Annotated in this window: 21 protein-coding genes; 10 read left to right on the top strand and 11 right to left on the bottom strand. The window is 68.9% G+C overall.

Annotation, left to right across the window (positions count from 1 at the left end; translation table 11 throughout):
• Positions 1-82 precede the first annotated feature (82 nt).
• Positions 83-739 carry a ribosome biogenesis factor YjgA gene (gene yjgA / locus SFB74_RS11830; RefSeq protein ID WP_432731008.1) on the top strand — a complete coding sequence of 219 codons (657 nt, stop codon included), beginning with the start codon at positions 83-85 and terminating at the stop codon, positions 737-739.
• Positions 736-1,329, top strand: coding sequence for a molybdopterin adenylyltransferase (gene mog, locus SFB74_RS11825; protein ID WP_432731007.1), 594 nt, complete (start codon positions 736-738; stop codon positions 1,327-1,329). The genes yjgA and mog overlap by 4 nt, the downstream gene beginning before the upstream one ends.
• Before the next feature lie 5 nt (positions 1,330-1,334).
• Here mog and SFB74_RS11820 read toward each other — a convergent pair whose 3' ends face one another.
• The 8 genes from SFB74_RS11820 to czcI form a co-directional block, all read right to left on the bottom strand.
• Positions 1,335-1,712: a hypothetical protein gene (locus SFB74_RS11820; protein WP_432731006.1), complete on the bottom strand. Its 378-nt coding sequence runs from the start codon at positions 1,710-1,712 to the stop codon at positions 1,335-1,337.
• 80 nt (positions 1,713-1,792) lie between these two features.
• Positions 1,793-2,203 carry a cupin domain-containing protein gene (locus SFB74_RS11815; protein ID WP_432731005.1) on the bottom strand — a complete coding sequence of 137 codons (411 nt, stop codon included), beginning with the start codon at positions 2,201-2,203 and terminating at the stop codon, positions 1,793-1,795.
• 19 nt (positions 2,204-2,222) lie between these two features.
• Positions 2,223-2,975, bottom strand: a complete 753-nt coding sequence (locus SFB74_RS11810; protein WP_093300693.1) for an SDR family oxidoreductase — start codon at positions 2,973-2,975, stop codon at positions 2,223-2,225.
• A 133-nt stretch (positions 2,976-3,108) separates the two neighbouring features.
• A complete protein-coding gene (locus SFB74_RS11805) occupies positions 3,109-4,020 on the bottom strand; it encodes a cation diffusion facilitator family transporter (RefSeq protein WP_432731004.1) in 912 nt (303 codons plus the stop codon).
• The gene (locus SFB74_RS11800) at positions 4,010-7,237 is read right to left on the bottom strand and encodes a CusA/CzcA family heavy metal efflux RND transporter (RefSeq protein WP_432731003.1); all 3,228 of its coding nucleotides are present in this window, start codon (positions 7,235-7,237) and stop codon (positions 4,010-4,012) included. Before SFB74_RS11800 ends, SFB74_RS11805 begins: the two co-directional genes overlap by 11 nt.
• Before the next feature lie 10 nt (positions 7,238-7,247).
• Complete coding sequence (locus tag SFB74_RS11795) at positions 7,248-8,642, bottom strand: efflux RND transporter periplasmic adaptor subunit (RefSeq protein WP_432731002.1); 1,395 nt, start codon at positions 8,640-8,642, stop codon at positions 7,248-7,250.
• Positions 8,643-8,668: 26 nt separating this feature from the next.
• Entirely contained in the window at positions 8,669-10,036 is a 1,368-nt protein-coding gene (locus tag SFB74_RS11790; protein WP_432731001.1) for a TolC family protein, read from the bottom strand.
• Between the two features lie 99 nt (positions 10,037-10,135).
• The gene (czcI, locus tag SFB74_RS11785) at positions 10,136-10,510 is read right to left on the bottom strand and encodes a cation efflux protein, CzcI family (RefSeq protein ID WP_432731000.1); all 375 of its coding nucleotides are present in this window, start codon (positions 10,508-10,510) and stop codon (positions 10,136-10,138) included.
• Positions 10,511-10,688: 178 nt separating this feature from the next.
• Here czcI and SFB74_RS11780 point away from each other — a divergent pair, with 178 nt between their 5' ends.
• Together SFB74_RS11780 and SFB74_RS11775 are read left to right on the top strand one after the other, a co-directional pair.
• Positions 10,689-11,366, top strand: a complete 678-nt coding sequence (locus SFB74_RS11780; protein WP_432730999.1) for a heavy metal response regulator transcription factor — start codon at positions 10,689-10,691, stop codon at positions 11,364-11,366.
• A gap of 1 nt (position 11,367) precedes the next feature.
• Complete coding sequence (locus SFB74_RS11775; protein ID WP_432730998.1) at positions 11,368-12,690, top strand: heavy metal sensor histidine kinase; 1,323 nt, start codon at positions 11,368-11,370, stop codon at positions 12,688-12,690.
• Positions 12,691-12,699: 9 nt separating this feature from the next.
• On the opposite strand, the gene SFB74_RS11770 is transcribed toward SFB74_RS11775, so the two are convergent.
• The 3 genes from SFB74_RS11770 to SFB74_RS11760 form a co-directional block, all read right to left on the bottom strand.
• Entirely contained in the window at positions 12,700-13,953 is a 1,254-nt protein-coding gene (locus tag SFB74_RS11770; RefSeq protein WP_432730997.1) for a cation:proton antiporter, read from the bottom strand.
• A gap of 138 nt (positions 13,954-14,091) precedes the next feature.
• Positions 14,092-14,340 (bottom strand): hypothetical protein, encoded by a 249-nt coding sequence (locus SFB74_RS11765; protein ID WP_432730996.1) that lies wholly within the window; start codon positions 14,338-14,340, stop codon positions 14,092-14,094.
• A 2-nt stretch (positions 14,341-14,342) separates the two neighbouring features.
• Positions 14,343-16,682: a heavy metal translocating P-type ATPase gene (locus SFB74_RS11760; RefSeq protein ID WP_432730995.1), complete on the bottom strand. Its 2,340-nt coding sequence runs from the start codon at positions 16,680-16,682 to the stop codon at positions 14,343-14,345.
• A gap of 70 nt (positions 16,683-16,752) precedes the next feature.
• Between SFB74_RS11760 and cadR the strand changes: the two genes are divergently transcribed.
• The 6 genes from cadR to SFB74_RS11730 all read left to right on the top strand — a co-directional run bounded on the left by cadR (position 16,753) and on the right by SFB74_RS11730 (position 24,018).
• Positions 16,753-17,226: a Cd(II)/Pb(II)-responsive transcriptional regulator gene (gene cadR, locus SFB74_RS11755; RefSeq protein WP_432730994.1), complete on the top strand. Its 474-nt coding sequence runs from the start codon at positions 16,753-16,755 to the stop codon at positions 17,224-17,226.
• 62 nt (positions 17,227-17,288) lie between these two features.
• Positions 17,289-17,675 (top strand): hypothetical protein, encoded by a 387-nt coding sequence (locus SFB74_RS11750; protein WP_432730993.1) that lies wholly within the window; start codon positions 17,289-17,291, stop codon positions 17,673-17,675.
• 76 nt (positions 17,676-17,751) lie between these two features.
• Complete coding sequence (locus SFB74_RS11745) at positions 17,752-18,984, top strand: TolC family protein (protein WP_432730992.1); 1,233 nt, start codon at positions 17,752-17,754, stop codon at positions 18,982-18,984.
• On the top strand, positions 18,981-20,486 hold the full coding sequence (locus tag SFB74_RS11740; protein ID WP_432730991.1) for an efflux RND transporter periplasmic adaptor subunit: 1,506 nt from the start codon (positions 18,981-18,983) through the stop codon (positions 20,484-20,486). Before SFB74_RS11745 ends, SFB74_RS11740 begins: the two co-directional genes overlap by 4 nt.
• A complete protein-coding gene (locus SFB74_RS11735) occupies positions 20,483-23,665 on the top strand; it encodes an efflux RND transporter permease subunit (RefSeq protein WP_432730990.1) in 3,183 nt (1,060 codons plus the stop codon). The genes SFB74_RS11740 and SFB74_RS11735 overlap by 4 nt, the downstream gene beginning before the upstream one ends.
• Positions 23,662-24,018 (top strand): copper-binding protein, encoded by a 357-nt coding sequence (locus SFB74_RS11730; protein ID WP_432730989.1) that lies wholly within the window; start codon positions 23,662-23,664, stop codon positions 24,016-24,018. The genes SFB74_RS11735 and SFB74_RS11730 overlap by 4 nt, the downstream gene beginning before the upstream one ends.
• Positions 24,019-24,042 lie beyond the last annotated feature (24 nt).

Below are 24,042 nucleotides of genomic sequence, written 5' to 3'. Positions count from 1 at the left end.
TACTTGCGCCCCCCATTTCCGGTTTTCCCCAGCTTCCCGCCGCGCGTTGCAACGCTGCACGGCGCGGCCCAGAATCCATCCCATGTCCCGCAAACCCAAAAAAGGCTATTACGTCCGCGGCCATTTCGTGGCCGAAGGCAGCGAGCTCGACCTCGAGCTCAAGCGCGAGCTCAAGGGCTCCGACGACGCCAGCCGCACCGACCTGAAGCGCGAAAGCGAAGAGCTGCAGAAGCTGGGCGCCGAGCTGCTCACCCTGCGCGCCGGCCTGTTCGACGCGCTCCAGCTCGACGAAAAGCTGGTCGAAGCCCTCGCCGAGGCCAAGCGGATCACCAATTTCGAGGGCAAGCGCCGCCAGATGCAGTTCATCGGCAAGCTCATGCGCAAGCTGGAGCCCGAAGTACTGGAGGCCGTGAAACAGGCCCTGACCGAGCAGAACACCGTGCCCGCAGCCGAAGTCGCCGCCCTGCACGAGGCCGAGCGCTGGCGCGACCGGCTGATTGCCGACGACGACGCCCTCGGCGGCTGGATCGAAACCCACCCCGCCACCGACGCCCAGCAGCTGCGCGCCCTGGTGCGCCAGGCCCGCAAGGACATGAAGGCCGGCCCCGCCGGCGAAGCGCCCCGCCAGGGCAAGGCTTATCGCGAAGTGTTCCAGGTGGTGCGCGCCCAGCTGGCGATCCACGGCGGCGCCGACCATGCCGCCGCTGCCGCCGCGCAGGACAGGGAAGAAGACGCATGAGCGAAGGTTCCTTCGACCCGGTGCGCATCGGCATCGTCTCCATCAGCGACCGCGCCTCCAGCGGCACCTACGAAGACAAGGGCCTGCCCTCGCTGAAGGAATGGCTGGGCCGGGCGCTGAAGAACCCGATCGAGTTCGAACCCCGCCTCATTCCGGACGAGGCCGAACGCATCAGCGCCACGCTGATCGAGCTGGTCGACGCCGGCTGTTCGCTGGTGCTGACCACCGGCGGCACCGGCCCCGCCCTGCGCGACGTGACACCCGAGGCCACGCTGGCCGTGGCACACAAGGAAATGCCGGGTTTCGGCGAGCAGATGCGCCAGATCAGCCTGCGCTTCGTGCCCACCGCGATCCTCTCGCGCCAGGTGGCGGTGATCCGCGACAGGAGCCTGATCATCAACCTGCCCGGCCAGCCGAAGTCGATCGCCGAGACGCTCGAAGGGCTGAAGGACACCGAGGGCGTGCAGGTGGTGCCGGGCATCTTCGCGGCCGTGCCCTACTGCATCGACCTGATCGGCGGGCCCTACCTCGAGACGGACGACTCGGTCTGCAAGGCGTTCCGGCCGAAATCGGCCATCCGCGCCCGCTGAGGCTGTTACTGGGCCTCGCGCCCCCTGGCTTCCACGTCCTTCAGGCAGGCGTTGATCGCCGCGTTCGAGGCGAGTTCGTAGCAGCGCGCGGCGGCCGCGCGCATTGCCTTCTGCTGCTCGTGGCGCTCCTGCGCGCTGTCGATCTGGTAGGCCATGAGCCACTTCATGGCGAAGGCGAGCACGATGCCGAAACCGATCGCGATGCCCACCACGGTCGACCGCCAGGTCCGCACGGGCGCGGCGGGAGGCGCCGCTGCGTAGCCGACATCGAAGGCCATGGGCGGCTGCGCCGACGAGCCGCCGTGGACCCTGCGGCGCTGCGACGCGCGCGCCTCGGTCTTTGCTGGGGTGAAAGACTTGTTGTCGTAGCGGCTGCTGCTCATCGATCTGCGTGCATGGGAAGGTAGTCCGGGCGCGATTGTCCAACACCCCGGCCCGGCAAGCTGAAATGGCAGCCCCGGCGCTACTTCACCGGAATGAAGAACGGCACGCCCTTGTTCTTCACCATGGTCACGATGAACTTCGCCGGCTTCGTAGCGCTCGCGTTGCGTCCCACGGTATGGATGTCGCCCGGGCCCTCGTAGAAGGTCTGGCCGGGCGTCAGCGTAACCTCCTGGCCACCCTTCACGCCCATCACGATGGAACCCTCGATCACGTAGACGAATGCGTGGGCGTCGTGGCGGTGGACGGGGTCGACCGAGCCAGGCGGAAAGTCCACGGCGAGCACGATAGCCTCCTTGCCGGGCATGTCCGCCAGGTCCTTCGTGCTGAGCACGGTCACGGCGGCTTCGGGGGCCGCCGAGGCGGGCATCGCGGCGAATGCGCCGAGGGCGATGCCGAGCGGGATGCAGATGGTCTTGATGAGACGGGTCATGGCTGTCTGTCCTCCGCGCTCAGGCCGCCGCGCGCTGCGCCAGCCATTCGTCGAAGCGGATCGCCCCCAGGCGCGGACTGGCGCCGGGCGTCAGCGAGCGGTCGTCGAGGCGTACGCCGAAATAGCGCGCCCCAGGATCGGTCACGACCCTGCGCGTGTCGCCCGTCGCCTCGAAGAAGCGTCGCACCAGCGCATCGAGCGGAACGGCCTGCGGCCCGGCGATCTCGATCCGGCCGCGTGCCGGGAGCTCGGTCACGACTTCGGCGAGCGCCGCAGCGACGTCGTCGGCCGCCATCGGCTGGATGAGCGCGTCCGAAAGCCGCACAACGCCGTCCTGCACGCTGGACGCCGCGATGCCACCCACGAACTCGAAGAACTGCGTGGCCTGCACGATGGTGTAGGGCACGGGCGAAGCCTCGATCAGGTCTTCCTGGAGCTGCTTGGCGCGGAAGTAGCCGCTGTCGAGCAGGCGCTCGGTGCCGACCACCGACAGCGCGACGTGATGCGCCACGCCGGCCTCCACCTCGGCCGCGAGCAGATTGCGTCCCGAGGTCTCGAAGAAGTTGCGCACCGCCTCGTCCTCGAACGAGGGCGAATTCGCCACGTCGACGACGACCCGGGCGCCCGCGAGCGCCTCCTTCAGGCCCTCGCCGGTGAGGGTGTTGACGCCCGTGGAGGGCGATGCGGCGTTGACGTCGTGGCCGGCCTGGCGCAGCCGTGCGGCGAGCCTGGAGCCGATGAGGCCGGAGCCTCCGATGATGACGATTTTCATGGTGATTCCTTGGTCGAGAAAGAGTGCGAAAGGAGCGCCCCGATGGCGACCCTCGCCTGCAAGACGTCCGGCCGCACGCGCCTGTGACAGCCGGATCGCTCTTTCTTCCAAAAAATCGGCCTCGGAACCTTTCCTAGACCTTCGCCGCCCCGAAACCGTGCGTATCGGCCGCCTGCTCGCAGGGCACCCGCTCGACCTGCACGGTCGAGTGGTGGATGTCGAAGCGCTCGGCCAGCATCGCGCGCAGTTGCTGCGTCAGCGGCGCCATGTCGCCGGTCTCCGGCGTGCACACCACGTGCACGCTCAGGCTCACCTTGCCGCTGGACAGCGCCCACACATGCAGGTCGTGCAGGCTCGCTACGCCTTCGCTGCCCAGGAGCGCACTTTCGACAGCGGGCAGATCCACCTCGTCGGGCACGCCTTCGAGCAGCACGTTCAGGCTCTCGCGCAAAAGGCGCCAGGTGCGCGGCAGCACCCACAGCCCGATGGCCACGGCGATCACCGAGTCGACCCAGCCCCAGCCCGTGTAGCGGATGACGATGGCACCGACGATCACGCCGATGGAGCCCAGCATGTCGGCCCATACCTCCAGGTACGCCCCCTTCACGTTGAGGCTCTCGTCCTTGCCCGACGCCAGCAGCCGCATGCCGATGAGGTTGACCACCAGCCCGCCGGCGGCCACCAGCAGCATCATGGTCGACTGGATCTCGGCCGGCGCCGAGATGCGCCGGTAGGCCTCGTACAGCACGTAGATCGCCACGAAGAAGAGCAGCACCGCGTTGAGCACCGCCGCCAGGATCTCGAAGCGGTAGTAGCCGAAGGTGCGCCGCCTGTCGGCTGGCCGCTTGCCGATCCAGATGGCGGTCAGCGAGATCGCCAGCGCCACGGTGTCGGTGAACATGTGCGCGGCATCGGACAGCAGCGCGAGGCTGCCCGACACCAGCCCGCCCACCACCTCGGCGACGAGATAGACCGAAGTCAGCAGCAGCGCCCAGCGCAGCGCCTTCTCGTTGCCGCCGGTGGCGTGCGAATGCTCATGTGCCATGGGAACCTCGCAGTGAAGAACCTGAAGGATCGAGCGGCGCGCCGTGGGCCTGCTCCCGCCCTTCCACCTGCGCCTCTTCTGCCTCTTCTTCGTCGCGCCGGTGCGCGATGCGGTAGAGCAGCGGAAGCACCAGCAGCGTCAGCGCGGTCGACGACAGGATACCGCCGATCACCACCGTGGCCAGCGGCCGCTGCACCTCGGCGCCGGTGCCGGTGGCGATGGCCATCGGCACGAAGCCCAGCGAGGCGACCAGCGCGGTCATCAGCACCGGGCGCAGGCGCGTGAGCGCACCTTCGCGAATCGCTGCGTCCAGCGGCAGGCCGCCCTCGCGCAGGTTGCGGATGAAGGAGATCATCACCAGCCCGTTGAGCACCGCCACGCCCGACAGCGCGATGAAGCCCACCGCCGCCGAGATCGACAGCGGAATGCCGCGCATCCACAGAGCCACGATGCCGCCCGTGAGCGCGAACGGAATGCCGGTGAACACCAGCAGCCCGTCCTTGATGTTGCCGAACATCGCGAACAGCAGCGTGAACACCAGCAGCAGCGACACCGGCACCACGATCTGCAGCCGCTGCGTGGCCGAGGCGAGGTTCTCGTACTGCCCGCCCCACACGGTCCAGTAGCCGGTGGGGATCTTCACGTTGCGCATGGCTTCCTCGGCCTCTGCCACGAAGGAGCCCAGGTCGCGGCCGCGCACGTTGGCGCTGACCACAATGCGGCGCTTGCCGTCCTCGCGGCTCACCTGGTTGGGGCCGGGCGCGATGTCCAGCGTGGCCACCTCGCCCAGCGGAATGAAACTGGTGCGAAGGCCTTCGGCGCCCGCGCCCTTGGGCAGGGCCACGGGCAGGCGCTTGATGGCTTCGAGGTCGGTGCGCAGGTCCTCGGGCAGCCGCACGATGATGTCGAAGCGCCGGTCGCCGTCGAACAGCGTGCCCGCCTCGCGCCCGCCGACGGCGGCGGAGATCGCGTCCTGCACGTCGCCCACGTTGAGGCCGTAGCGCGCGGTCTTGCTGCGGTCGATGTTCACCGTGAGCATGGGCAGGCCGGTGGTCTGCTCGACCTTCACCTCGGCCGCGCCGGCGATGCCGTTGAGCACGCCGGCCACTTCGGCGGCGGTCTTGTTCAGCACGTCCATGTCGTCGCCGAAGATCTTCACCGCCACGTCGCTGCGCACGCCCGAGATCAGCTCGTTGAAGCGAAGCTGGATCGGCTGGGAGAACTCGTAGTTGTTGCCCGGCAGCTTCTCGACTTCTTCCTGAACCGCCGCGAGCACCTCCGCGCGCGAACGCTTCGGCTTGGGCCATTCGCTCTCGGACTTGAGCATGATGTAGCCGTCCGAGATGTTCGGCGGCATCGGGTCCGACGCAATCTCCGCCGTGCCGGTGCGCGCGAACACGCGCTCGATCTCGGGGAACTTCGCCTTCAGCGTGCTTTCGAGCTGCTTCTGCATCTCCACCGACTGCGTGAGGCTGGTGCCCGGAATGCGCAGTGCCTGGATGGCGAAGTCGCCTTCGCTGAGGCTCGGCACGAACTCCGTGCCCAGGCGGGTAGCCAGCAGGCCCGACAGCACCACGGCCACGGCCGCGAAGGTGATGACCAGCGGCTTGGCAGCCATCACGCGCGCCAGCAGCGGCTCGTAGGCGCGCTTGGCCCAAACCATCAGGCGGTTTTCCTTCTCGCTGACCTTGTTGCCGATGAAGAGCGCGACTGCAGCCGGAATGAAGGTGATCGACAGGATCATCGCGCCCAGCAGCGCGATCACCACGGTGAAGGCCATCGGGTGGAACAGCTTGCCCTCGACGCCCGTGAGCGCAAAGATCGGCAGGTACACGATCATGATGATCAGCTGGCCGAAGAGCAGCGCGCGCCGAGCCTCCTGCGAGGCCGCGAACACTTCGTGGAAGCGCTCGCTGCGTGTGAGCGGCCGCCCCTTGTGGGCCTGCGCGTGGGCAAGGCGCCTCACGCAGTTCTCCACGATCACCACCGCCCCGTCGATGATGATGCCGAAGTCCAGTGCGCCCAGGCTCATGAGGTTGGCGCTGACCTTCTGGTTCACCATGCCGGTGAAGGTGAAGAGCATCGACAGCGGAATCACCAGCGCGGTGATGATCGCCGCGCGGATGTTGCCCAGGAACAGGAACAGGATCGCGATGACCAGCACCGCGCCCTCGAACAGGTTCTTCTTCACCGTCGCGATGGCCTTGTCGACCAGCACCGTGCGGTCGTACACAGTCACCGCCTTCACGCCGGCGGGCAGCGTGCGGTTGATCTCCTGCATCTTCCTGTCGACGGCCTGAGACACGGTGCGGCTGTTCTCGCCGATCAGCATGAACACGGTGCCCAGCACCACCTCGCGCCCGTTGTCGGTGGCGGCGCCCGTGCGCAACTCGCGGCCGATGCCGACCTCCGCCACGTCCTGCACGCGCAGCGGAATGCCGTTGGCGTTGCCGAGGATCACGTTGCCGATGTCTTCGGCCGACTTCACCTGCCCCGGCGCGCGGATGAGGTACTGCTCGCCGCGCTTCTCGATGTAGCCCGCGCCCACGTTGGCGTTGTTGCGCTCCAGCGCGAGCACGATGTCGCTCATCGTGAGGCCGTGGGCCAGCAGCTTGGCCGGGTCGGGCGCGATCTGGAACTCCTTGGCGAAGCCGCCGATGGAGTTGATCTCGGTCACGCCCGGCACGTTGCGCAGTTGCGGCTTGATGATCCAGTCCTGTATCTCGCGCAGGTCGGTGGGCGAATAGGGCTTGCCGTCGGCCTTCTTCGCGCCCTCTTCCGCCTCGACGGTCCAGAGGTAGATCTCGCCCAGCCCGGTGGAAATCGGCCCTATCACCGGCGAGATGCCGCGCGGCATGCTCTCCCGCGCGGACTGTATGCGCTCGTTGACGAGCTGCCGCGCGAAGTAGATGTCGGTGCCGTCCTTGAAGATCACAGTGACCTGCGAGAGGCCGTAGCGCGAGAGCGAGCGCGTCTGCTGCAGGCCCGGCAGGCCGGCCATGACGGTCTCGATCGGATAGGTCACGCGCTGCTCGGTCTCCAGCGGGGAGTAGCCGGGCGCGGCGGTGTTGATCTGCACCTGCACGTTGGTGATGTCGGGCACGGCGTCGATGGGCAGCTTCTGGTAGCTGAAGATGCCCAGTGCGGCCATGCCGAACACGGCGAGCAGGACCAGCCAGCGCTGCTCGATGGAGAAGCGGATGATTCGTTCGAACATGCGGGCTTCCTCAGTGGGTGTGCGTGGCCGAGCTCTTGCCCTGCTGCGACTTCACGACGAAGCTGCCGCTGGCGGCGTAGGCCGCGCCGGGCTTGAGCCCGCCGACGATCTCGATGCGCTTGCCGTCGCTGCGCCCGGTCTGCACGTGCTGCGGCAAAAAGCCGCCGGGCACGCGCAGGAACACGGTGGGCTTGTCTTCCACGGTCTGCACCGCGTCGGCCGCGACCGTCACCGGCGCCTCCGTCTCGGAGGCCACCAGCTCGACGTTCACGAACAGGCCCGGGCGCCAGATGCGCTCGGGGTTGGTCAGCGTGACGCGCGCCGTGGCGGTGCGCGTCTGCGCGCCGATCAGCGAGCCGACGTACGACACCTTGCCGGTCGCGGTCTGGTCGAAGGCGGTCGAGCGGATCTTCACCGGCTCGCCGATGCGCACCAGGTTCAGGTTGTTGGCCGCCACGCTGATCTCGGCCCACACCGTCGACAGGTCGGAGATGGTGAAGACGTTGACCGCCTCGCCCACCGATTCGCCGAGCGAGATGTGCTTTTCGACCACCATGCCGTCGAAGGGCGCGCGCAGCTCGTAGCGGCCCAGCGCCGACGAACCGGGCGCCGCCCCCAGCGCCAGCAGCTTCTGGTTGGCGTTGGCCACGGCGATGCGCGCCTCCTGCATGGCCTGCTCGGCCTGCAGGTAGTCCTGCTGCGGCGAGATCTTTTCCTCCCACAGCTTCTTCTCGCGCTCGTAGGTGGTTCGGGCCAGCTCCAGCCGGCGCTGCGCCGACTGCAGCTCGCTGCGCTGCTCCGAAAGCCCCGGGCTCGACAGCACCGCGAGCACCTGCCCGCGCTTGACCTCCTGGCCGAGATTGGCCGAGACGCTGTCGACCACGCCCGCCACGCGCGGCACCACGTGGGCCGTGCGGTCCTCGTTGAACTTGATCTCGCCGGGCAGCTGCAGCGACAGCTTGATGCGCGCGGGCCCGGCGCTTTCGATGGAGATGTCGGCGGCCTTGACCTGCTCGTCGGTGAAGGCGATCTTTTCCTCGTCCTCCTTGTGCGCGGCGGACTTCTCCTCGCCCTTGGCTTCGCCGGAGGCGGCCTTGGCCTCGCCCTTGCCTTCCTCGGCGTGGTGCTCCTTGTCGCCGTGGCCCTTGGCCTCGCTATGGCTGTGGTCGTGGTCGTCGCCGGCCTTGGAGGCCTTGTTGCCCTCTTCCTTGTGGCCTCCCTCCTCGTGATGCTCGCCGTCGCCATGGCCGGCAGCTTCCGAATGGCCGGCCGCCTCGGGCTTGGCGGGTGCGCTGCGCAGGATCAGCGCCCCGGCGCCCACGCCCAGCGCGAGCACGGCCGCAATCGCGACCAGCTGCTTCTTGCCGACGCGCTCGGCGAAAGTCTTGCGTTCTTCTGTGTTCATGATCTGTGGAATTCCTTGTTTGCCTGTCAGCGTGCAGAGGGCGTCGTTGTTGTTGTCGTCGCCGTCGCGGAAGGGATTGCGTCGCCCTCGTTGCCCAGCAGCCGGTCGAGGTCGCCCGTCGCGCGATGCGCGTCGGCCAGCGCGAGCAGGTACTGCGCGCGCACCTGGAACAGCGTGCGCTGCGCATCCAGCGCCTCGAGGAAGCTGAACTTGCCCAGCTCGAAGCCCTTGGTCGCGGCCTTGTAGGCGCTCTCGGCGCCCGGCAGCGCGTCGCGCTGCAGCGTCTCGGCCGTGGCGTGCGCCGAGCGCAGGCGCTCGGTGGCCTGGGCCACGTCGGTGCCCAGTTGCAGCTCGGCGACGGCGAGGTCGTCGCGCGCCTTTTCCTCACGGCTCAGGGCCTCGGCGACGTTGCCCCGGTTGGTGTCGAAGATCGGCAGCGGAACTGACAGGCCCAGCACCACCTGGTTGCGCCGGCTGCTGCCGGTCTCGCCCTCGGAAGCCGGCACGCGCTTGGCGCCGAGCGAGACGGTCACGTCGGGAATGCGCTTGGCGCGCTCCAGGTCGGTCAGCGCCTTGCGCCGCTCGACCTCGAGCCGTGCCTGCCGTATCACCGGTGCATCGGCGAGCCTGCCGGCGATGTCCTGCCCGGAGGCCGTGGCGGGCAACTGGTCGACCGCGCCATCCACCTGCGTGAAGCGGGGATTCGGGTTGCCCCACAGCGCGGCGAGCTGCTGGCGCGCCGAGCGCAGCGTGCCCTCGGCCTGCATCAGCTCGACGCGGATACCGGCCTCGGCCACGCGGGCCTTGGTTTCCTCCAGCGGCGAGACCTTGCCCGCCGCCACGCGGTTGGCTGCGGCGCGGGTGGCGGTCTGCGCGAGCCCGACCGAATCCTGCGCGAGCCGCAGGCGCTCCTGCGCGGTCAGCACGTCGAAGAAGGCCGTGACGGTGGCCGCGCGGATCTCGGCGCGGCGCCCGGCCAGCGCCGACGCGGCCTGGTCGCGCGCCCGCTCGGCCGCCGTGACGCGGGCCGAGCGCTTGCCGCCCAGTTCGATGGGCTGGCTCAGCTGCAGCGTGGTTGTACGGTTGTCGCGGCGCAGGTCTTCGAGCTGCGCACCGAGCGTGGGGTTGGGCCAGGCGCCGGCCTGGACGATGGCGGCCTCGGTGGCCTCCTGCTCGCGCAATGCGGAAGACAGGCCGGGGTTGGCCTGCAGCGCCATGGCGACGGCGCTGCGAAGAGTCAGCGGGCCCGCGGGCTCCTGCACGCGGGGTGCAATGGCCGCGCCGGGCTGCGCGGGTTGTGAATAGAAGGCTCCCGCCGAGGCCTGGGCGACCTGCGAAAAAGCCGGGGGCGCCGCCATGGCCAGCACGGCCAGCGGCACGAAGAGCGTGCGCATCGAATTCTCCTGGGTTGCGAAACAACGGACGGACGAATTCGGCGAGAGCTCGGCTAGCTGATGGTTGGTATCAGAAGGGGGTCGTGTTCTCTCGCCGAATCAGGAGGCGAGAGACCAGTCGGGGCGGACCGGAACGTCGGAGACATGCGAGGCGAAACGCTCGTCGGGCGTCGCGCGCAGCGGCTGGGCCACGCGCGCCACGGATTCCACCGGCTCGTCCAGCGCGTCTGCGTGCTGGGCGTGGCCGAAATGACAGACCGCGCAATCGCCGACCACCGCGTTGGGCTGGGTGCTGGAGTTCTTCTGCGCACCCTCGCCGCTGTGGCTGCGGTCGGTGCCGCGGCTTTCGCTTTCGTGGTGGCCCCAGTGGTCGGGCCGGGTGTCGCGCTCATGCTGGCAGTACGCCGATGCCGACGCCCAGCTGAACTGGAACGGCAGCAGGGCGAGCATGAAGATGAGGAACCAGCGGCGCATGGAGGCAAAAAGTATATCGATGGCCTGCAGCGGGCATTCCGGCAATGGCCCTGCAAGGCGCAGGCCCTGCGGGATGCAGGCCCCGGCGCAATGTATGACGCCGGGGTGCGGCTTTGTCCGTCAATAGGATTACCGAAACGTAACCCACGTATCTAAAGTGCTTCGCTACTATTCGTCCATGCGCATCCTGGTGATAGAAGACGAGCCCAAGCTGGGCGACTACCTCAAGAAGGGGCTGGAGGAGAACGGTTACGTCGTGGACATAGCCCGCGACGGCATCGAGGGAAAGTACCTCGCCACTGAGGGTGACTACGCGCTGATCCTGCTCGACGTGATGCTGCCCGGCATCGACGGCTTCGCCGTGCTGCAGGCCATCCGGCGCACCAAGAACGTGCCTGTGCTGGTTCTCACGGCCCGCGACAAGGTCGAGGACCGCGTGCAGGGGCTGCAACAGGGCGCCGACGACTACCTGGTCAAGCCCTTCTCCTTCTCGGAGCTGCTGGCGCGCGTGCAGGCCCTGCTGCGCCGGGGCAAACCGCAGGAATCCACCGTGCTGCGGCTGGCCGACCTGGAGGTCGACCTGGTCAGCCGCAAGTGCATGCGCAACCGCGCGCGGCTGGACCTCACGGCCAAGGAATTCACGCTGCTGCTGGTGCTGCTGCGCCGGCGCGGCCAGATTCTTTCGCGCACCACGCTCGCCGAGCAGGTGTGGGACATGAACTTCGACAGCGACACCAACGTGGTCGAAGTGGCCATCCGGCGCCTGCGCAGCAAGCTGGACGATCCGTTCGAGGTGAAGCTGCTGCACACGGTGCGCGGCATGGGCTACGTGCTGGAAGACCGCTCCTGGTCCTGACTTGACCGCCCGGCCGCAATCCCTGCAGAGCCGCCTGTCGCTCTGGTTCGCAGCCCAGACCCTGTTCGGGCTGAGCGTGATCTGCTTCGCCATCTACCTCGTGACGGCCTGGAACTTCGGCCAGAAGCAGGAGGAAGAGCTCGCCAACAAGGCGGTGCTGGTGCAGCACCTGCTGCTGGAGGCCGAGAAAGGCGGCGACCTCGTCTTCCTGCGCCACAAGCTCGACGACTTCTTCTCGATGCAGGACGACGTGACGCTGTCGATCTCCGCCGGCGGCAGGCTGCTCTTCGAATCGAGGCCCGCGGCGGGCGGCAAGTGGATGCTGCGCGACGTGGAGGTGCCCTGGACGCAGGCCGGCGCCACCACCCAGCTGGCAGTACGCATCGGCGTGAACACCGCGCAGGAGGCGCAACTGCTGCACCGCCTCGCATGGACCCTGCTGGGCGCCGTGGTGCTGGGCACCGCACTGGTCTCGCTCACGGGCATGTGGCTGGTGCGCCGGGGCCTGAAGCCGCTCAAGACGCTGACCGAGCGCACCGCCGCCATGGCGCCCGACAAGGCCAACCAGCCCATCGACGCCGCGGACTTCGCGGAGGAACTGCGCCCCTGGATCACCCAGTTCAACGCGCTGCTGCTGCGGGTGCAGCGCGCCTACGTGCAGCTCGAATCCTTCAATGCCGACGTGGCGCACGAGCTGCGCACGCCGCTGGCCAACCTGATCGGCTCCACCGAACTCGCGCTCACGCGCCCGCGCAGCAACGAGGAGCTGCAGACCGTGCTCGCGTCCAACCTCGAGGAGGTCGGGCGGCTCTCGGGCATCGTCACCGACATGCTGTTTCTCTCGCAGGCCGAGCGCGGCGCGCCGATGCGCACCCGGGCCGCGACGAGCCTGGCCGCGCAGGCCACCGACGTGATCGACTTCTACGACGCCATGCTGGAAGAAGCCGGCCTGCGCGCCGAGGTGCGCGGCGATGCCATGGCCGACGTGGACGCGGCGCTGGTCCGCCGCGCGCTCTTCAACCTGCTGGGCAATGCGATCCGCTTCGCAGCGCCGGCCTCGACGATACGCATCGAGATCGGCGAGGAGAACGCAGGCGAGTTCGCCGTGGCTGTCGTCAACAAGGGCGAGCCCATCGACCCCACCGCCCTGCCCCGCCTGTTCGAGCGCTTCTACCGCGCCGCGCAGGCCCGCGACGGCTCGACCCGCCACCACGGGCTGGGCCTGTCGATCGTGGAAGCCATCGCCCGCATGCACGGCGGGCGGGTGTTCGCGGCCAGCCGGAGCGGCGAGACGCGCATCGGGTTCACCGTCGCGCGTCAGTAGTGACCGGCATCAGGGCTTGGCGTGCGCGGCATCGGCCGCGACCGCGGCCTTGCGGCCGATGAACAGGTTGATGAGCGGCCCCGTCATCGCGGTGGTCGCGAGGGCCATCACCAGCAGCATGGTGAACAGCTCGGGGCCGATCAGCCCCGCGTCGAGGCCGATCTTCATCACGATGAGTTCCATCAGCCCGCGCGCATTCATGAGCGAGCCGGTGGCCAGGCTGTCGCGCCAGCCGTAGCCCGCCATGCGCGCGCCGGCCGCGCCGCCGGCGATCTTGCCCACGGTGGCCACGCCCACGATCAGCAGCATCGCCCCCAGGCTGGCACCCGAGAACGCGTTGGGCGTGGTGCCCAGCCCGGCGAGCGCGAAGAAGAGCGGCATCAGCACCACGATGGAAATCGGCTCGATGCGCTCGGTGAGCGACTTCAGCAGGCGGTCGTCGCGCGGCAGGCAGGCGCCGAAGAGGAAGGCGCCGAACACCGCGTGCAGATGCAGCCACTCGGTGGCGAGCGAAGTCGCGAGCAGGCCGATCATCAGCGCCGCCATCACCGTGGTCGAAGGCTCGCCCTCGGGCGCCTTGACGCGCAGCAGCCATGCGAAGGCCGGCTTGAGCCCGAGGAACAGCGCCGCCAGCACCACCGCCATGCCGAGCGTGATCTTCAGCAGCCCCTGGTAGCCCTCGCCCGCGCCGACCATCGCGACCACGAAGGCCAGCAGGATCCAGGCGAACACGTCGACCACGGCCGCCGCGCCCAGCGAAAGCTGGCCGAAGGGCGTTCGCGTCATGCCGCGGTCCTTCAGGATGCGCGCCATCACCGGGAAGGCCGTGATCGACAGCGCCGCCGCAATGAACAGCGCGAAGGGCCAGAAGCCGACGCCGGCCGGCGCCAGCGCGGGATGCAGCGCCGGCGCGATCGCAACCCCCAGCGCCATCGGCACGACCACGCTCAGCACGCCCACGTAGCCCGCCGAGCGAAGCTGCTCGCGCACGCCCTGCGAGGCCCGCAGCTCCAGTCCGACCACGAACATGAACAGCACCAACCCCAGCGTGGAAAGCGACGAGAGCCCCTGCAGCGATTCCTTGGAGAACAGCTGCGCATGCAGCGAGGGAAAGAGCGCCCCCATCACGACCGGCCCGAGCATCAGGCCCGCCGCCATCTCGCCGACCACGCCAGGCTGGCCGACATGGCGGAGAACCCATCCGCAGAAGCGGGCGGTGACCAGGATGACGATGAGCTGCAGCAGGAGCGAAGTGACGGACATCGAAGGGCTGGAGTTGGAGGGGAAATCCGGCCTATGTTAGTTCGAAGCCGTGTCGGCCGGCCAGTGGCTGGTCCACTGGTTCAGCGGCAGGGGCACCGAGGCGGTCGTACTGCTCGTCGAGGGATTCGCAAGCGGATTTCACGCCTTCAGAGGGCCGAAGTGCTTCTCCAGCTTGAGCGCCTCGTACGTCACCCGCTTCCACTGCGCGCACAGGTCCGCGCCGTGCCCCGCCGCGACTTCCTGCAGGGCAAGGGCGCAGTGCCCGGCGTGCTCGTCCGCCCACTTCGCATGAGGGTTCGCGCGATAGGCCTCGGTGAATAGCTGCCGCGCCCGCTCGAACCACTCCGTGCTCTCATCGGCCGCCCCCTCCTCGCGCCCCGCATTCACCTTCAGTCCTTGGCGGTACGCATCAACCGCAGCCCGTTCGCCACCACCAGCAGGCTCGCCCCCATGTCCGCGAACACCGCCATCCACATCGTCGCGCTGCCGAACACGGCGAGCACGAAGAACACGGCCTTGATGCCCAGGGCCAGCGTGATGTTCTGCCACAGCACCGAGTGCGCGCGGCGCGAGAGGCGGATGGTCTCGGGGATGCGGCGCAGGTCGTCGTTCATGATGACCACGTCGGCCGCTTCCATCGCGGTGTCGGTGCCGGCGCCGCCCATCGCGAAGCCGATGTCGGCCTGCGCTAGCGCGGGGGCGTCGTTGATGCCGTCGCCGGTCATCGCCGCGGCGCCGTAGCGCTGCTGCATGGCCTTGACGGCGTCGAGCTTCTCCTCGGGCAGCAGGTTGCCGCGCACATCCTCGATGCCGGCGTGGGCGCCGATGGTCTTCGCGGTGGCGGTGTTGTCGCCGGTGAGCATCACCGGCACCACGCCGAGCGCACGCAGCTCTGCCACCGCCGCCTGCGACGATTCCTTGATGGTGTCGGCCACGGCGAAGAGCGCGAGCACGGCCTTGTCGGACGCCAGCAGCGTGACGGTGCGGCCGGCTTCCTCATGCCGCTTGAGCTCGGCTTCGAGCGACGGCGTGCAAAGGCCGCGCTCCTCGATCAGCCGGTGGTTGCCCAGCACGTAGACCTGCCCCGCGTGCGCGGCCTGCACGCCGCGGCCGGGCAGCGCGGTGAAGTCGGCGACTTCGCCCTGCTCGCTCTTCAGTCCCTCGGCGATGGCCTTCGACACCGGGTGATCGGAGCGGCCGGCGATGCTGGCGGCAATGGCGAACACCGCGGCTTCGTCGCCCGAAGAGGAGTCGCCGACCAGCGACGACTCCACCAGCTTCGGCTTGCCTTCGGTGATGGTGCCGGTCTTGTCGAGGGCCACCGCCTTGAGCTTGCGCGCCTCCTCGAGGTAGGTGCCGCCCTTGATCAGAATGCCGCGCCGCGCGGCCGAGGCCAGCGCGCTCACCACCGTGACCGGCGTGGAGATCACCAGCGCGCACGGGCAGGCGATGACCAGCAGCACCAGCGCCTTGTAGATGGCCTGCAGCCAGGTCCAGTCCATGAAGAACGGCGTGAGCACCGCGATGGCGAGCGCCAGCACGAAGACGGTGGGCGTGTAGATGGCGGCGAACCTGTCGACGAAGCGCTGCGTGGGCGCGCGCGAGCCCTGCGCTTCCTCGACCGCGTGGATGATGCGCGCGAGCGTGGTGTTGGCAGCCACGGCCGTCACGCGGAATTCAAGCGCGGCAGTCTGGTTGATGGTGCCTGCGAACACCTGGTCGCCGATGGTCTTGTCGACCGGAATGCTCTCGCCGGTGACCGGCGCCTGGTCGATGGCGCTGGTGCCTTCGGTGACGACGCCGTCCAGCGGTACGCGCTCGCCGGGGCGGATGCGCGCGATGGCGTCCAGCGCAACCTCGCTGGCCATCACGGTCTTCCAGCTACCGTCGGCCTGCTTCACCTCGGCCTGCTCGGGCGCGAGCGCCAGCAGGCTCTGGATGGCGTTGCGCGCGCGGTCCACGGCGCGAGCCTCGATGAGTTCGGCAATGGCGTAGAGCGCCATCACCATCGCGGCCTCGGGCCACTGGCCGATGATGAAGGCGCCGGTGACGGCCACCGCCATCAGGGCGTTGATGTTCAGGCGCCCGCGCACCAGCGCCGCGAAGCCCTTCTTGTAGGTGTCGAGGCCCGCGAGGCCGATGGCGCCCAGCGCCAGCCCCATCTCGAGCACCATGAAGCCCTTGCCCTCCAGCCCCATGAAGGAAACCGACTCGGCCGCGATGGCCAGCACCAGCGCCGCGACCAGCCGCGCGAGCCCTGCGCTCATGCCCGCGATCTTCGCGGGCGCCGCGGCTGCGGCCTGCGCTCCTGAAGCATTCAGCGGCTCGGGCTTGAAGCCAGCCTTGCGGATGGCGGCCAGCGCCTCGGGCAGCACGCCGTCGTCGGTGGTGATGGCCATGGTGCGCTCGCCGAGCCGGAAGCGCAGGGCCTTGACGCCCGCGATCGGCTCCAGCGCGCGGCGGATTTCCGATTCCTCCACCGCGCAGTCCATGGTGGGAATGCGAAAGAGCAAGGCGCCGGTGGGCACGTCGCTCGCGTCGGGCGCCATGGGAATCGCCGAGTGGCTGCTGCCGCTGCAGCCGCAGCATGCATCGGCCGCCTGCGGCTTCGCGTGCTCGTGCGCATGGTCATGGCCGTGGCCCTCCTCGTGTGCATGCGAGTGCTGATGCGGATGAGGGTGCGCATGCGCGCGCGGCACGGGCGGGTTCAGGGCGTTCTGATTCGTCATGGAATCGATTGGAAACCCTGAAGCAGGTGTAGAGTCAACCACCCATCTCCACCCTTTCATTTGCCGCATCATGAAAATCGGTGAACTGGCCAAGGTCGCGAACACGCCGGTCGAAACCATCCGGTACTACGAGCGCGAGCAACTGCTGCCCGAGCCCGCGCGCACCGACGGCAACTACCGCATCTACGACGAAGACCACGCCCAGCGCCTGGGCTTCATCCGCCGCTGCCGCTCGCTGGACATGACGCTCGACGAGATCCGCAGCCTGCTGAAATTCCGCGACGCACCGCAGGAAGACTGCGGCGAGGTCAACCAGCTGCTGGACGACCACATCGGCCACGTGGCCGCGCGCATCGCCGAGCTGAAGACGCTGGAAAAGCAATTGAAGGCGCTGCGCCAGCAATGCTGCGGCCCCGAATCGGCGAGCGCCTGCGGCATCCTGCAGGAGCTGGACACCGCGGCGCTCGCGCCCGAGACCTTCGGGCAGCACGCGGGGCACGTGCATGGTTCGCTGCACGGTACCGGAGCGAAACGCTCGGCCTGAAGAAGGTCGAAAGCCGGACCGGCGCACGCAACGCTACACTGCGCTCCCTCATCCTTCCGAACATGGCCCGCCGGCATTCCATCCATCGCTGCCTGACCGCGCTTCTCGTGGTCATGTCGCTGCTGTTCTCGCAGTTGGCACTGGCGAGCTATGTCTGCCCGGGCACGCCAGACACGGATTCCATGGCCGAGATGATGGCGACGGGCGCTCCCTGCGAAGGCATGGACATGGCCCAGCCGGTGCTGTGCTTCCAGCACGCGGCCGACATGTCGCTCTCCTTCGAGCCCGTGAAGCTGGCCACGCCTTCGCTGCCGGCCATCGTGCAGGTCGTGGTCATGCCGCTGGTGCTGGCGTCGGAAGGCCATGCCCTTCCGCGGCAGGCCGTGCCCGAGCGGCAGCATCCACCGCCCGATCCCGTTTTTCTCTCCACGCTCAGACTGCGAGTCTGAAATCTCCGTCGACTGACCGGTGCTGGCGCGGCTTGTCCGCCTGCCAGCGATCACCTCGTTCGTCCGCGGAGTTTTCATGTCCATTCTTTTCCCGCGCGCGGCCGTGCTGGCCGCCGCGCTGCTGCCGTACCTCGCCACGGCGGCCCCCCTGTCCCTCGAGGAAGCGCTCCGGCTTGCAGTCCGGCGCTCCGAAACCACGCGTGCCGCCCGTGCCGGCGCATCCAGCGCCACCGAAGCGGCGCATTCCGCCGCGCAGCTTCCCGACCCCACGCTGCGCATCGGCATCGACAACCTGCCTGCGACCGGCCCCGATCGCTTTCGCACGACCAGCGACTCGATGACGATGAAGCGCATCGGCATCAGCCAGGAATGGCTGTCCGCCGAGAAGCGCGCCGCGCGGCAGGCGGCCGCCGACGCATCGGTCGGCCGCGAGACGCTGCTGGTGCAGGCCGCTGCAGCCGACACCCGCCGGCAGGCCGCGCTCGCCTATGTCGACGCCTTCTACGCCGGCGAGAGCCTGAAGCTCGCCAGGCTCATGGAGCACCATGCGCACGAAGAGCTCGAAGCATCGCGCGCACGCCTGTCCTCCGCCACGGCCAGCAGCCAGGAAGCGCTGGCGCTGACCGGCGCAAGAGGCGCCTCCGAAGACGAGACGGCCGACGTCCTGCAGCAGCAGGGCACCGCCGCCGTGGCCTTCGAGCGCTGGACCGGCGTGCCGCCCGATGGGCTGCAGCCTCCCGGCGCCATCGCACTGCCTTCCGAGGAAAGCTACGTGGCCGCGCACCCCACGGTCGCGGCGATGCAGCGCGACCTCGAAGTGGCAAGGCGGGCCGCCGACGTCACCGCGACCGACCGCAAGCCCAACTGGACCTGGGAGATCGCCTACGGCCAGCGCACCGGCTATGCCGACATGGTGTCGGTGGGCGTGAGCATCCCCCTGCCCGTCGCCCCCGGCGAACGCCAGGACCGGAACACCGCCGCCAAGCTGGCGCTGGCAGCGAAGGCCGAGGCCGACCTGGCCGAAGCGACCCGGGCGGCGACGGCCGAATACCGGTCGCTGCGCAGCGACGCGCAACGCCTGGAACAACGCATCGAGCGATACCGCGCCAGCGTCGTCGTTCCCGCCGGCCAGCGAACCGCGGTCGCGACGGCTTCGTACCGATCCGGCCAGGGCAGCCTCGTCTCACTGTTCGAGGCGCGCCACGCCGAAGTCGAGGCGCAACGCAAGCTGCTGACGCTGCAGCGCGATCTTGCGAAAACCCAAGTCCAACTGGCCTTCCGGCCGCTCACTGCCGAGGTGGCGCAATGAACAGAATCCGCATGATCGGCGCGTCGCTGCTGGCCGCCCTGCTGCTCGCTACGGGCGCCTTCTACCTGGGCCGCAAGACGGCGCAGCCCGTGGACACGCCGCCCGCCACGTCGGCGGCCGACGGCCGCAAGGTTCTCTACTGGCACGACCCCATGGTGCCCGGCCAACGCTTCGACAAGCCCGGCAAGTCGCCTTTCATGGACATGCAGCTGGTGCCTGTGTACGCGGACAGCTCGACCGGTACGGCCAGCGAAGGCGGCGTGCAGGTGAGCCCGGGAGTACAGCAGAACCTCGGCATCCGCCTTGCCGCCGTGCGAAGGGCTGAGACCTCCGCGTCCTTCGATGCGGTGGGCAGCGTGCAATTCGACGAGCGACTCAACATCGCGGTGCAGACGCGCGTCGCCGGCTACGTCGAGCGCCTTTCGGTGCGCGCGCCCATGGAGCGTGTGCGCAAGGGCCAAGCGCTGGCGACCGTCTTCGCGCCGGAGTGGCTGGGGCCGCAGAACGAGCTTCTGGCGCTCAGGCGATCAGGCGTGGCGCCGGAACTCGTGGCCGCAGCGCGCGAGCGCATGCGGGCCATGTCCATTCCCGACGAGCTCGTCCGCCGCAGCGAGCAAAGCGGCACGGCGCAGGCGCGCTATGTGCTCTCCGCACCGTCCGACGGCGTCGTGGCCGAGCTTGGCGTGCGCGAAGGTGCCGCCGTCACGCCAGGTATGACGCTGTTCCGCATCGCGGGCCTGGAGAAGGTCTGGGCCGTGGCCGAGATTCCGGAAGCGCAGGCGGCGCGTCTCGCGCGCGGCCAGAAGGTCAAGGCGGTGCTCCAGGCGGACGCGACCCGCTCCTTCGACGGGACGCTCGACGAGCTGCTTCCCGAGATCAGCGGCTCGACGCGCACGCTGAAGGCCCGCTTCGAGGTCGACAACAGGAGCGGCGGGCTCACGCCCGGCATGCTGCTGCGCCTGCAGGTGGGCGGCCCTGCAAGCACGCGGCTGGTCGTGCCCGCGGAAGCAGTCATCCGCACCGGCAGGCGCGCCGTCGTCATCGTGCGCAAGGCCGATGGCGCCTTCGAGCCGCGCGATGTGTCGCCTGGCGCGGACTTGGGCGACGACACCGAAGTCCTCGCGGGCCTGAATGAAGGCGAGCAGGTGGTCGCCAGCGGCCAGTTCCTGATCGACTCGGAAGCCCGGCTGCGCTCCGTGCTCGGCAACATGGCGGCCTCCGCACCTCCCTCCACGCCTGCGCCCGCAGCCCCGCCGGCCGCGACGCTGCACAAGGCGGAAGGCAAGGTCGAGAGCGTGGCGCCCGACGGCATCACGATCTCGCACGGCCCCGTCGCCACGCTGAAGTGGCCGGCCATGACGATGGGCTTCGCGAAGGCGTCGCCGGATGCCTTCGCCGGAATCAGGCCCGGTGACCAGGTCCGCTTCGAGTTCATGGAAGGCGGCCCCACGGGTTACGAGCTGGTCTCCGTCCAGCGCGTGCAACAGGGCGCCAAGCAATGATCGCCGCCCTCATCCGCTGGTCGGTCGGCAATCGCTTCCTGGTGCTGATCGCGACCCTGTTCCTCGTGGCCGCGGGCTGGTGGTCCGTCGCCCGCACGCCGCTCGATGCACTGCCCGACCTGTCGGACACGCAGGTCATCATCCGCACGCCCTTCCCCGGCAAGGCGCCGCAGGTGGTCGAGGACCTCGTCACCTACCCGCTGACCACCACCATGCTCAGCGTGCCGGGCGCGAAGACGGTGCGCGGCTACTCGTTCTTCGGCGATTCCTTCGTCTACGTGCTGTTCGACGACAAGACCGATCCCTACTGGGCGCGCTCGCGCGTGGTCGAGTACCTCAACCAGGTGCAGAGCAGGCTTCCCCCGGGCGCGAACGCGTCGCTGGGCCCCGATGCCACCGGCGTGGGATGGGTCTACGAGTACGCGCTGGTCGACCGCACCGGCACGCGCGACATCGGCCAGTTGCGCGCGCTGAACGACTGGTTCCTCAGGTTCGAGCTCAAGACCGTGCCCGACGTGGCCGAGGTCGCCAGCATCGGCGGCATGGTGCGCCAGTACCAGGTGGTGCTCGACCCCGACCGCATGCGCGCGCTCGGCATCACACAGCAGACGGTGGTGGAGGCATTGCAGAAGGCCAACCAGGCCTCGGGCGGCTCGGTCGTCGAGTTCGCCGAGGCCGAGTACATGGTGCGCTCTCGCGGCTACCTGCGTTCGCTGGACGACTTCCGGGCCATTCCGCTTTCGGCGACGGGCGCCACGCCGGTGCTGCTGCGCGACGTGGCAACGGTGCAGGTCGGCCCCGAGATGCGCCGAGGCATTGCCGAGCTGGACGGCGAAGGCGAAGTGGCCGGCGGCGTGATCGTCATGCGCTCGGGCAAGAACGCCCGATCGACCATCGAGGCCGTCAAGGCGAAGCTCGAGAAGCTCAAGCCCGGCCTGCCGCCGGGCGTGGAGATCGTGCCGACCTACGACCGGTCGCTGCTGATCGACCGCGCCGTGGAGAACCTGCGCGGCAAGCTGGTCGAGGAGTTCGTCGTGGTGGCGCTGGTCTGCGCGGTCTTCCTGTTCCACCTGCGCTCGGCGCTGGTGGCGGTGGTGGCGCTGCCGGTCGGCGTCCTGGCAGCCTTCATCGTCATGCACTGGCAGGGCGTCAACGCCAACATCATGTCGCTGGGCGGCATCGCGATCGCCATCGGCGCGATGGTGGACGGCGCCATCGTGATGGTCGAGAACGTGCACAAGCACCTCGAGGCCTTCGAGACCGCACAAGGCCGGCAGCCTACGACAGCGGAGCGATGGCGGCTCGTCGCCGATGCCTCCGTGGAGGTGGGGCCCGCGCTCTTCTTCTCGCTGCTGGTGATCACGCTCTCGTTCGTGCCCGTGTTCTCGCTCGAGGCGCAGGAGGGACGGCTGTTCTCGCCGCTGGCCTTCACCAAGACCTACGCGATGGCGGCGGCGGCCGGCCTGTCCGTGACGCTGATCCCGGTGCTCATGGGTTACCTGATACGCGGACGCATCCCGCACGAGGAGGCCAATCCGGTGAACCGCTTCCTGATGGCGGCTTACCGGCCGGCGCTGGAGCTGGTGCTTCGCTTTCCCAAGGGAACGCTCGCCATCGCCGCGCTGCTGCTTGCGCTCACCGCCGTGCCGCTGAGCCGGCTCGGCGGCGAGTTCATGCCGCCGCTGGACGAAGGCGACCTGCTCTACATGCCCTCGGCGCTGCCGGGGCTGTCGGCGTCGAAGTCCTCAGAACTCCTGCAGCAGACCGACCGCCTCATCAAGACGGTGCCCGAGGTCGCCCGCGTGTTCGGCAAGGCCGGCCGCGCCGACACCGCGACCGACCCCGCGCCGCTGGAGATGTTCGAGACCACCATCCAGTTCAAGCCCAGGTCGCAATGGCGCGCGGGCATGACGCCGGACAGGCTGGTCGAGGAGCTGGACCGCGCCGTCAAGGTGCCGGGCCTGACCAACGTATGGGTGCCGCCCATCCGCAACCGCATCGACATGCTGGCCACGGGCATCAAGAGCCCCGTCGGCATCAAGGTGGCGGGCGCGGACCTGGCGACCATCGATTCGCTGACCACGCAGATCGAGGCGGCGCTCAAGGGCGTGCCCGGCGTTTCCTCCGCGCTGGCGGAGCGGCTCACGGGCGGGCGCTATATCGACGTCGATGTCGACCGGCTCGCCGCCGCGCGCTACGGGCTTTCGGTGGCGGACGTGCAGGCCGTGGTGTCGACGGCCATTGGCGGCGACAACGTCGGCGAGATCATCCAAGGCCGCGAGCGTTACCCGATCAACCTGCGCTACCCGCGTGAGATCCGCGATTCGCTGGAGCGGCTGCGGCAGCTGCCCTTCGTGACCGACAAGGGCGCGCAGCTTCTGCTGGGCGACGTCGCGCGCATCACCGTCGAGGACGGCCCGCCCATGCTGCGCAGCGAAAACGCCCGGCTGTCGGGCTGGGTCTACGTCGACGTGCGCGGCCGCGACCTGCGCTCTGCCGTCAACGACATGCAGGCGGCGGTCGACAAGGCCGTGAAGATGCCCGCGGGCTATGCGGTGTCGTGGTCGGGCCAGTTCGAGTACCTGGAACGCGCGACCGAGCGGCTGAAGCTGGTGGTGCCGGTCACGCTGGCGGTGATCTTCGTGCTGCTGTACCTGCTCTTCAGGTCGTTCGCCGACGCGGCCCTCGTGATGGCGGCCGTGCCGTTCTCGCTCGTCGGCGGCTTCTGGCTTATCTGGGCGCTGGGCCATTCGATCTCGGTGGCCACGGTGGTCGGCTTCATCGCGCTGGCCGGCGTGGCGGCCGAGTTCGGCGTGGTGATGCTGGTCTACCTGAAGAACGCGCTGGCGCGGCGCCTCGAAGCCGGCGAGCCGGCGAACGACGAGACGCTGCTCGCCGCCATTCGCGAAGGCGCCGTGCTGCGCGTACGGCCCAAGGCCATGACCGTGGCGGTCGTGATGGCCGGGCTGCTGCCCATCCTGTGGGGCAGCGGCACCGGCTCGGAGGTGATGACGCGCATCGCCGCGCCGATGGTGGGCGGCATGGTCACCGCGCCGCTGCTGAGCATGCTCGTCGTTCCCGCCGCCTGGTACCTGCTGCGCCGCCGCGGCCATGCGGCGCGTCCTGCCTTGTCTGCTGTTCCCCCCACTCTCACCCCGAACCAAGGAGCTACCCAATGAAAGTCTCGCACTCCCTCGCATTCGCACTGTTTGCAGCCTCGGCTGCCGTCGCGCACGCTCAGATGTCGAAGGACGAAATGTCGTCCATGAAGATGCCCGCGCAAGGGCAGCCGGCCCAACAGGCGGGCGCCATGATGACCGACGCGGTCGTCCAGAAGATCGACACAACCAAGGGCCTGGTCGTGCTCAAGCACGGCGACATCCCCAACCTCGCCATGCCGGCCATGACCATGGGCTTCGACGTGGCCGACAGGAAGATGCTCGACGCGCTCAAGCCCGGCGACAAGGTCCGGTTCCATGTGGAGATCGTGAAGGGCAAGCCGACCGTGACGCAGCTGGAAACGGCCCGCTGAACGACGGCCTATGACGGGCCATGA

This window comes from Variovorax xiamenensis (genome assembly GCF_050916385.1).
Taxonomy (GTDB): Bacteria; Pseudomonadota; Gammaproteobacteria; order Burkholderiales; family Burkholderiaceae_C; genus Variovorax.
This window is presented reverse-complemented; position numbering and strand designations above follow the sequence as displayed.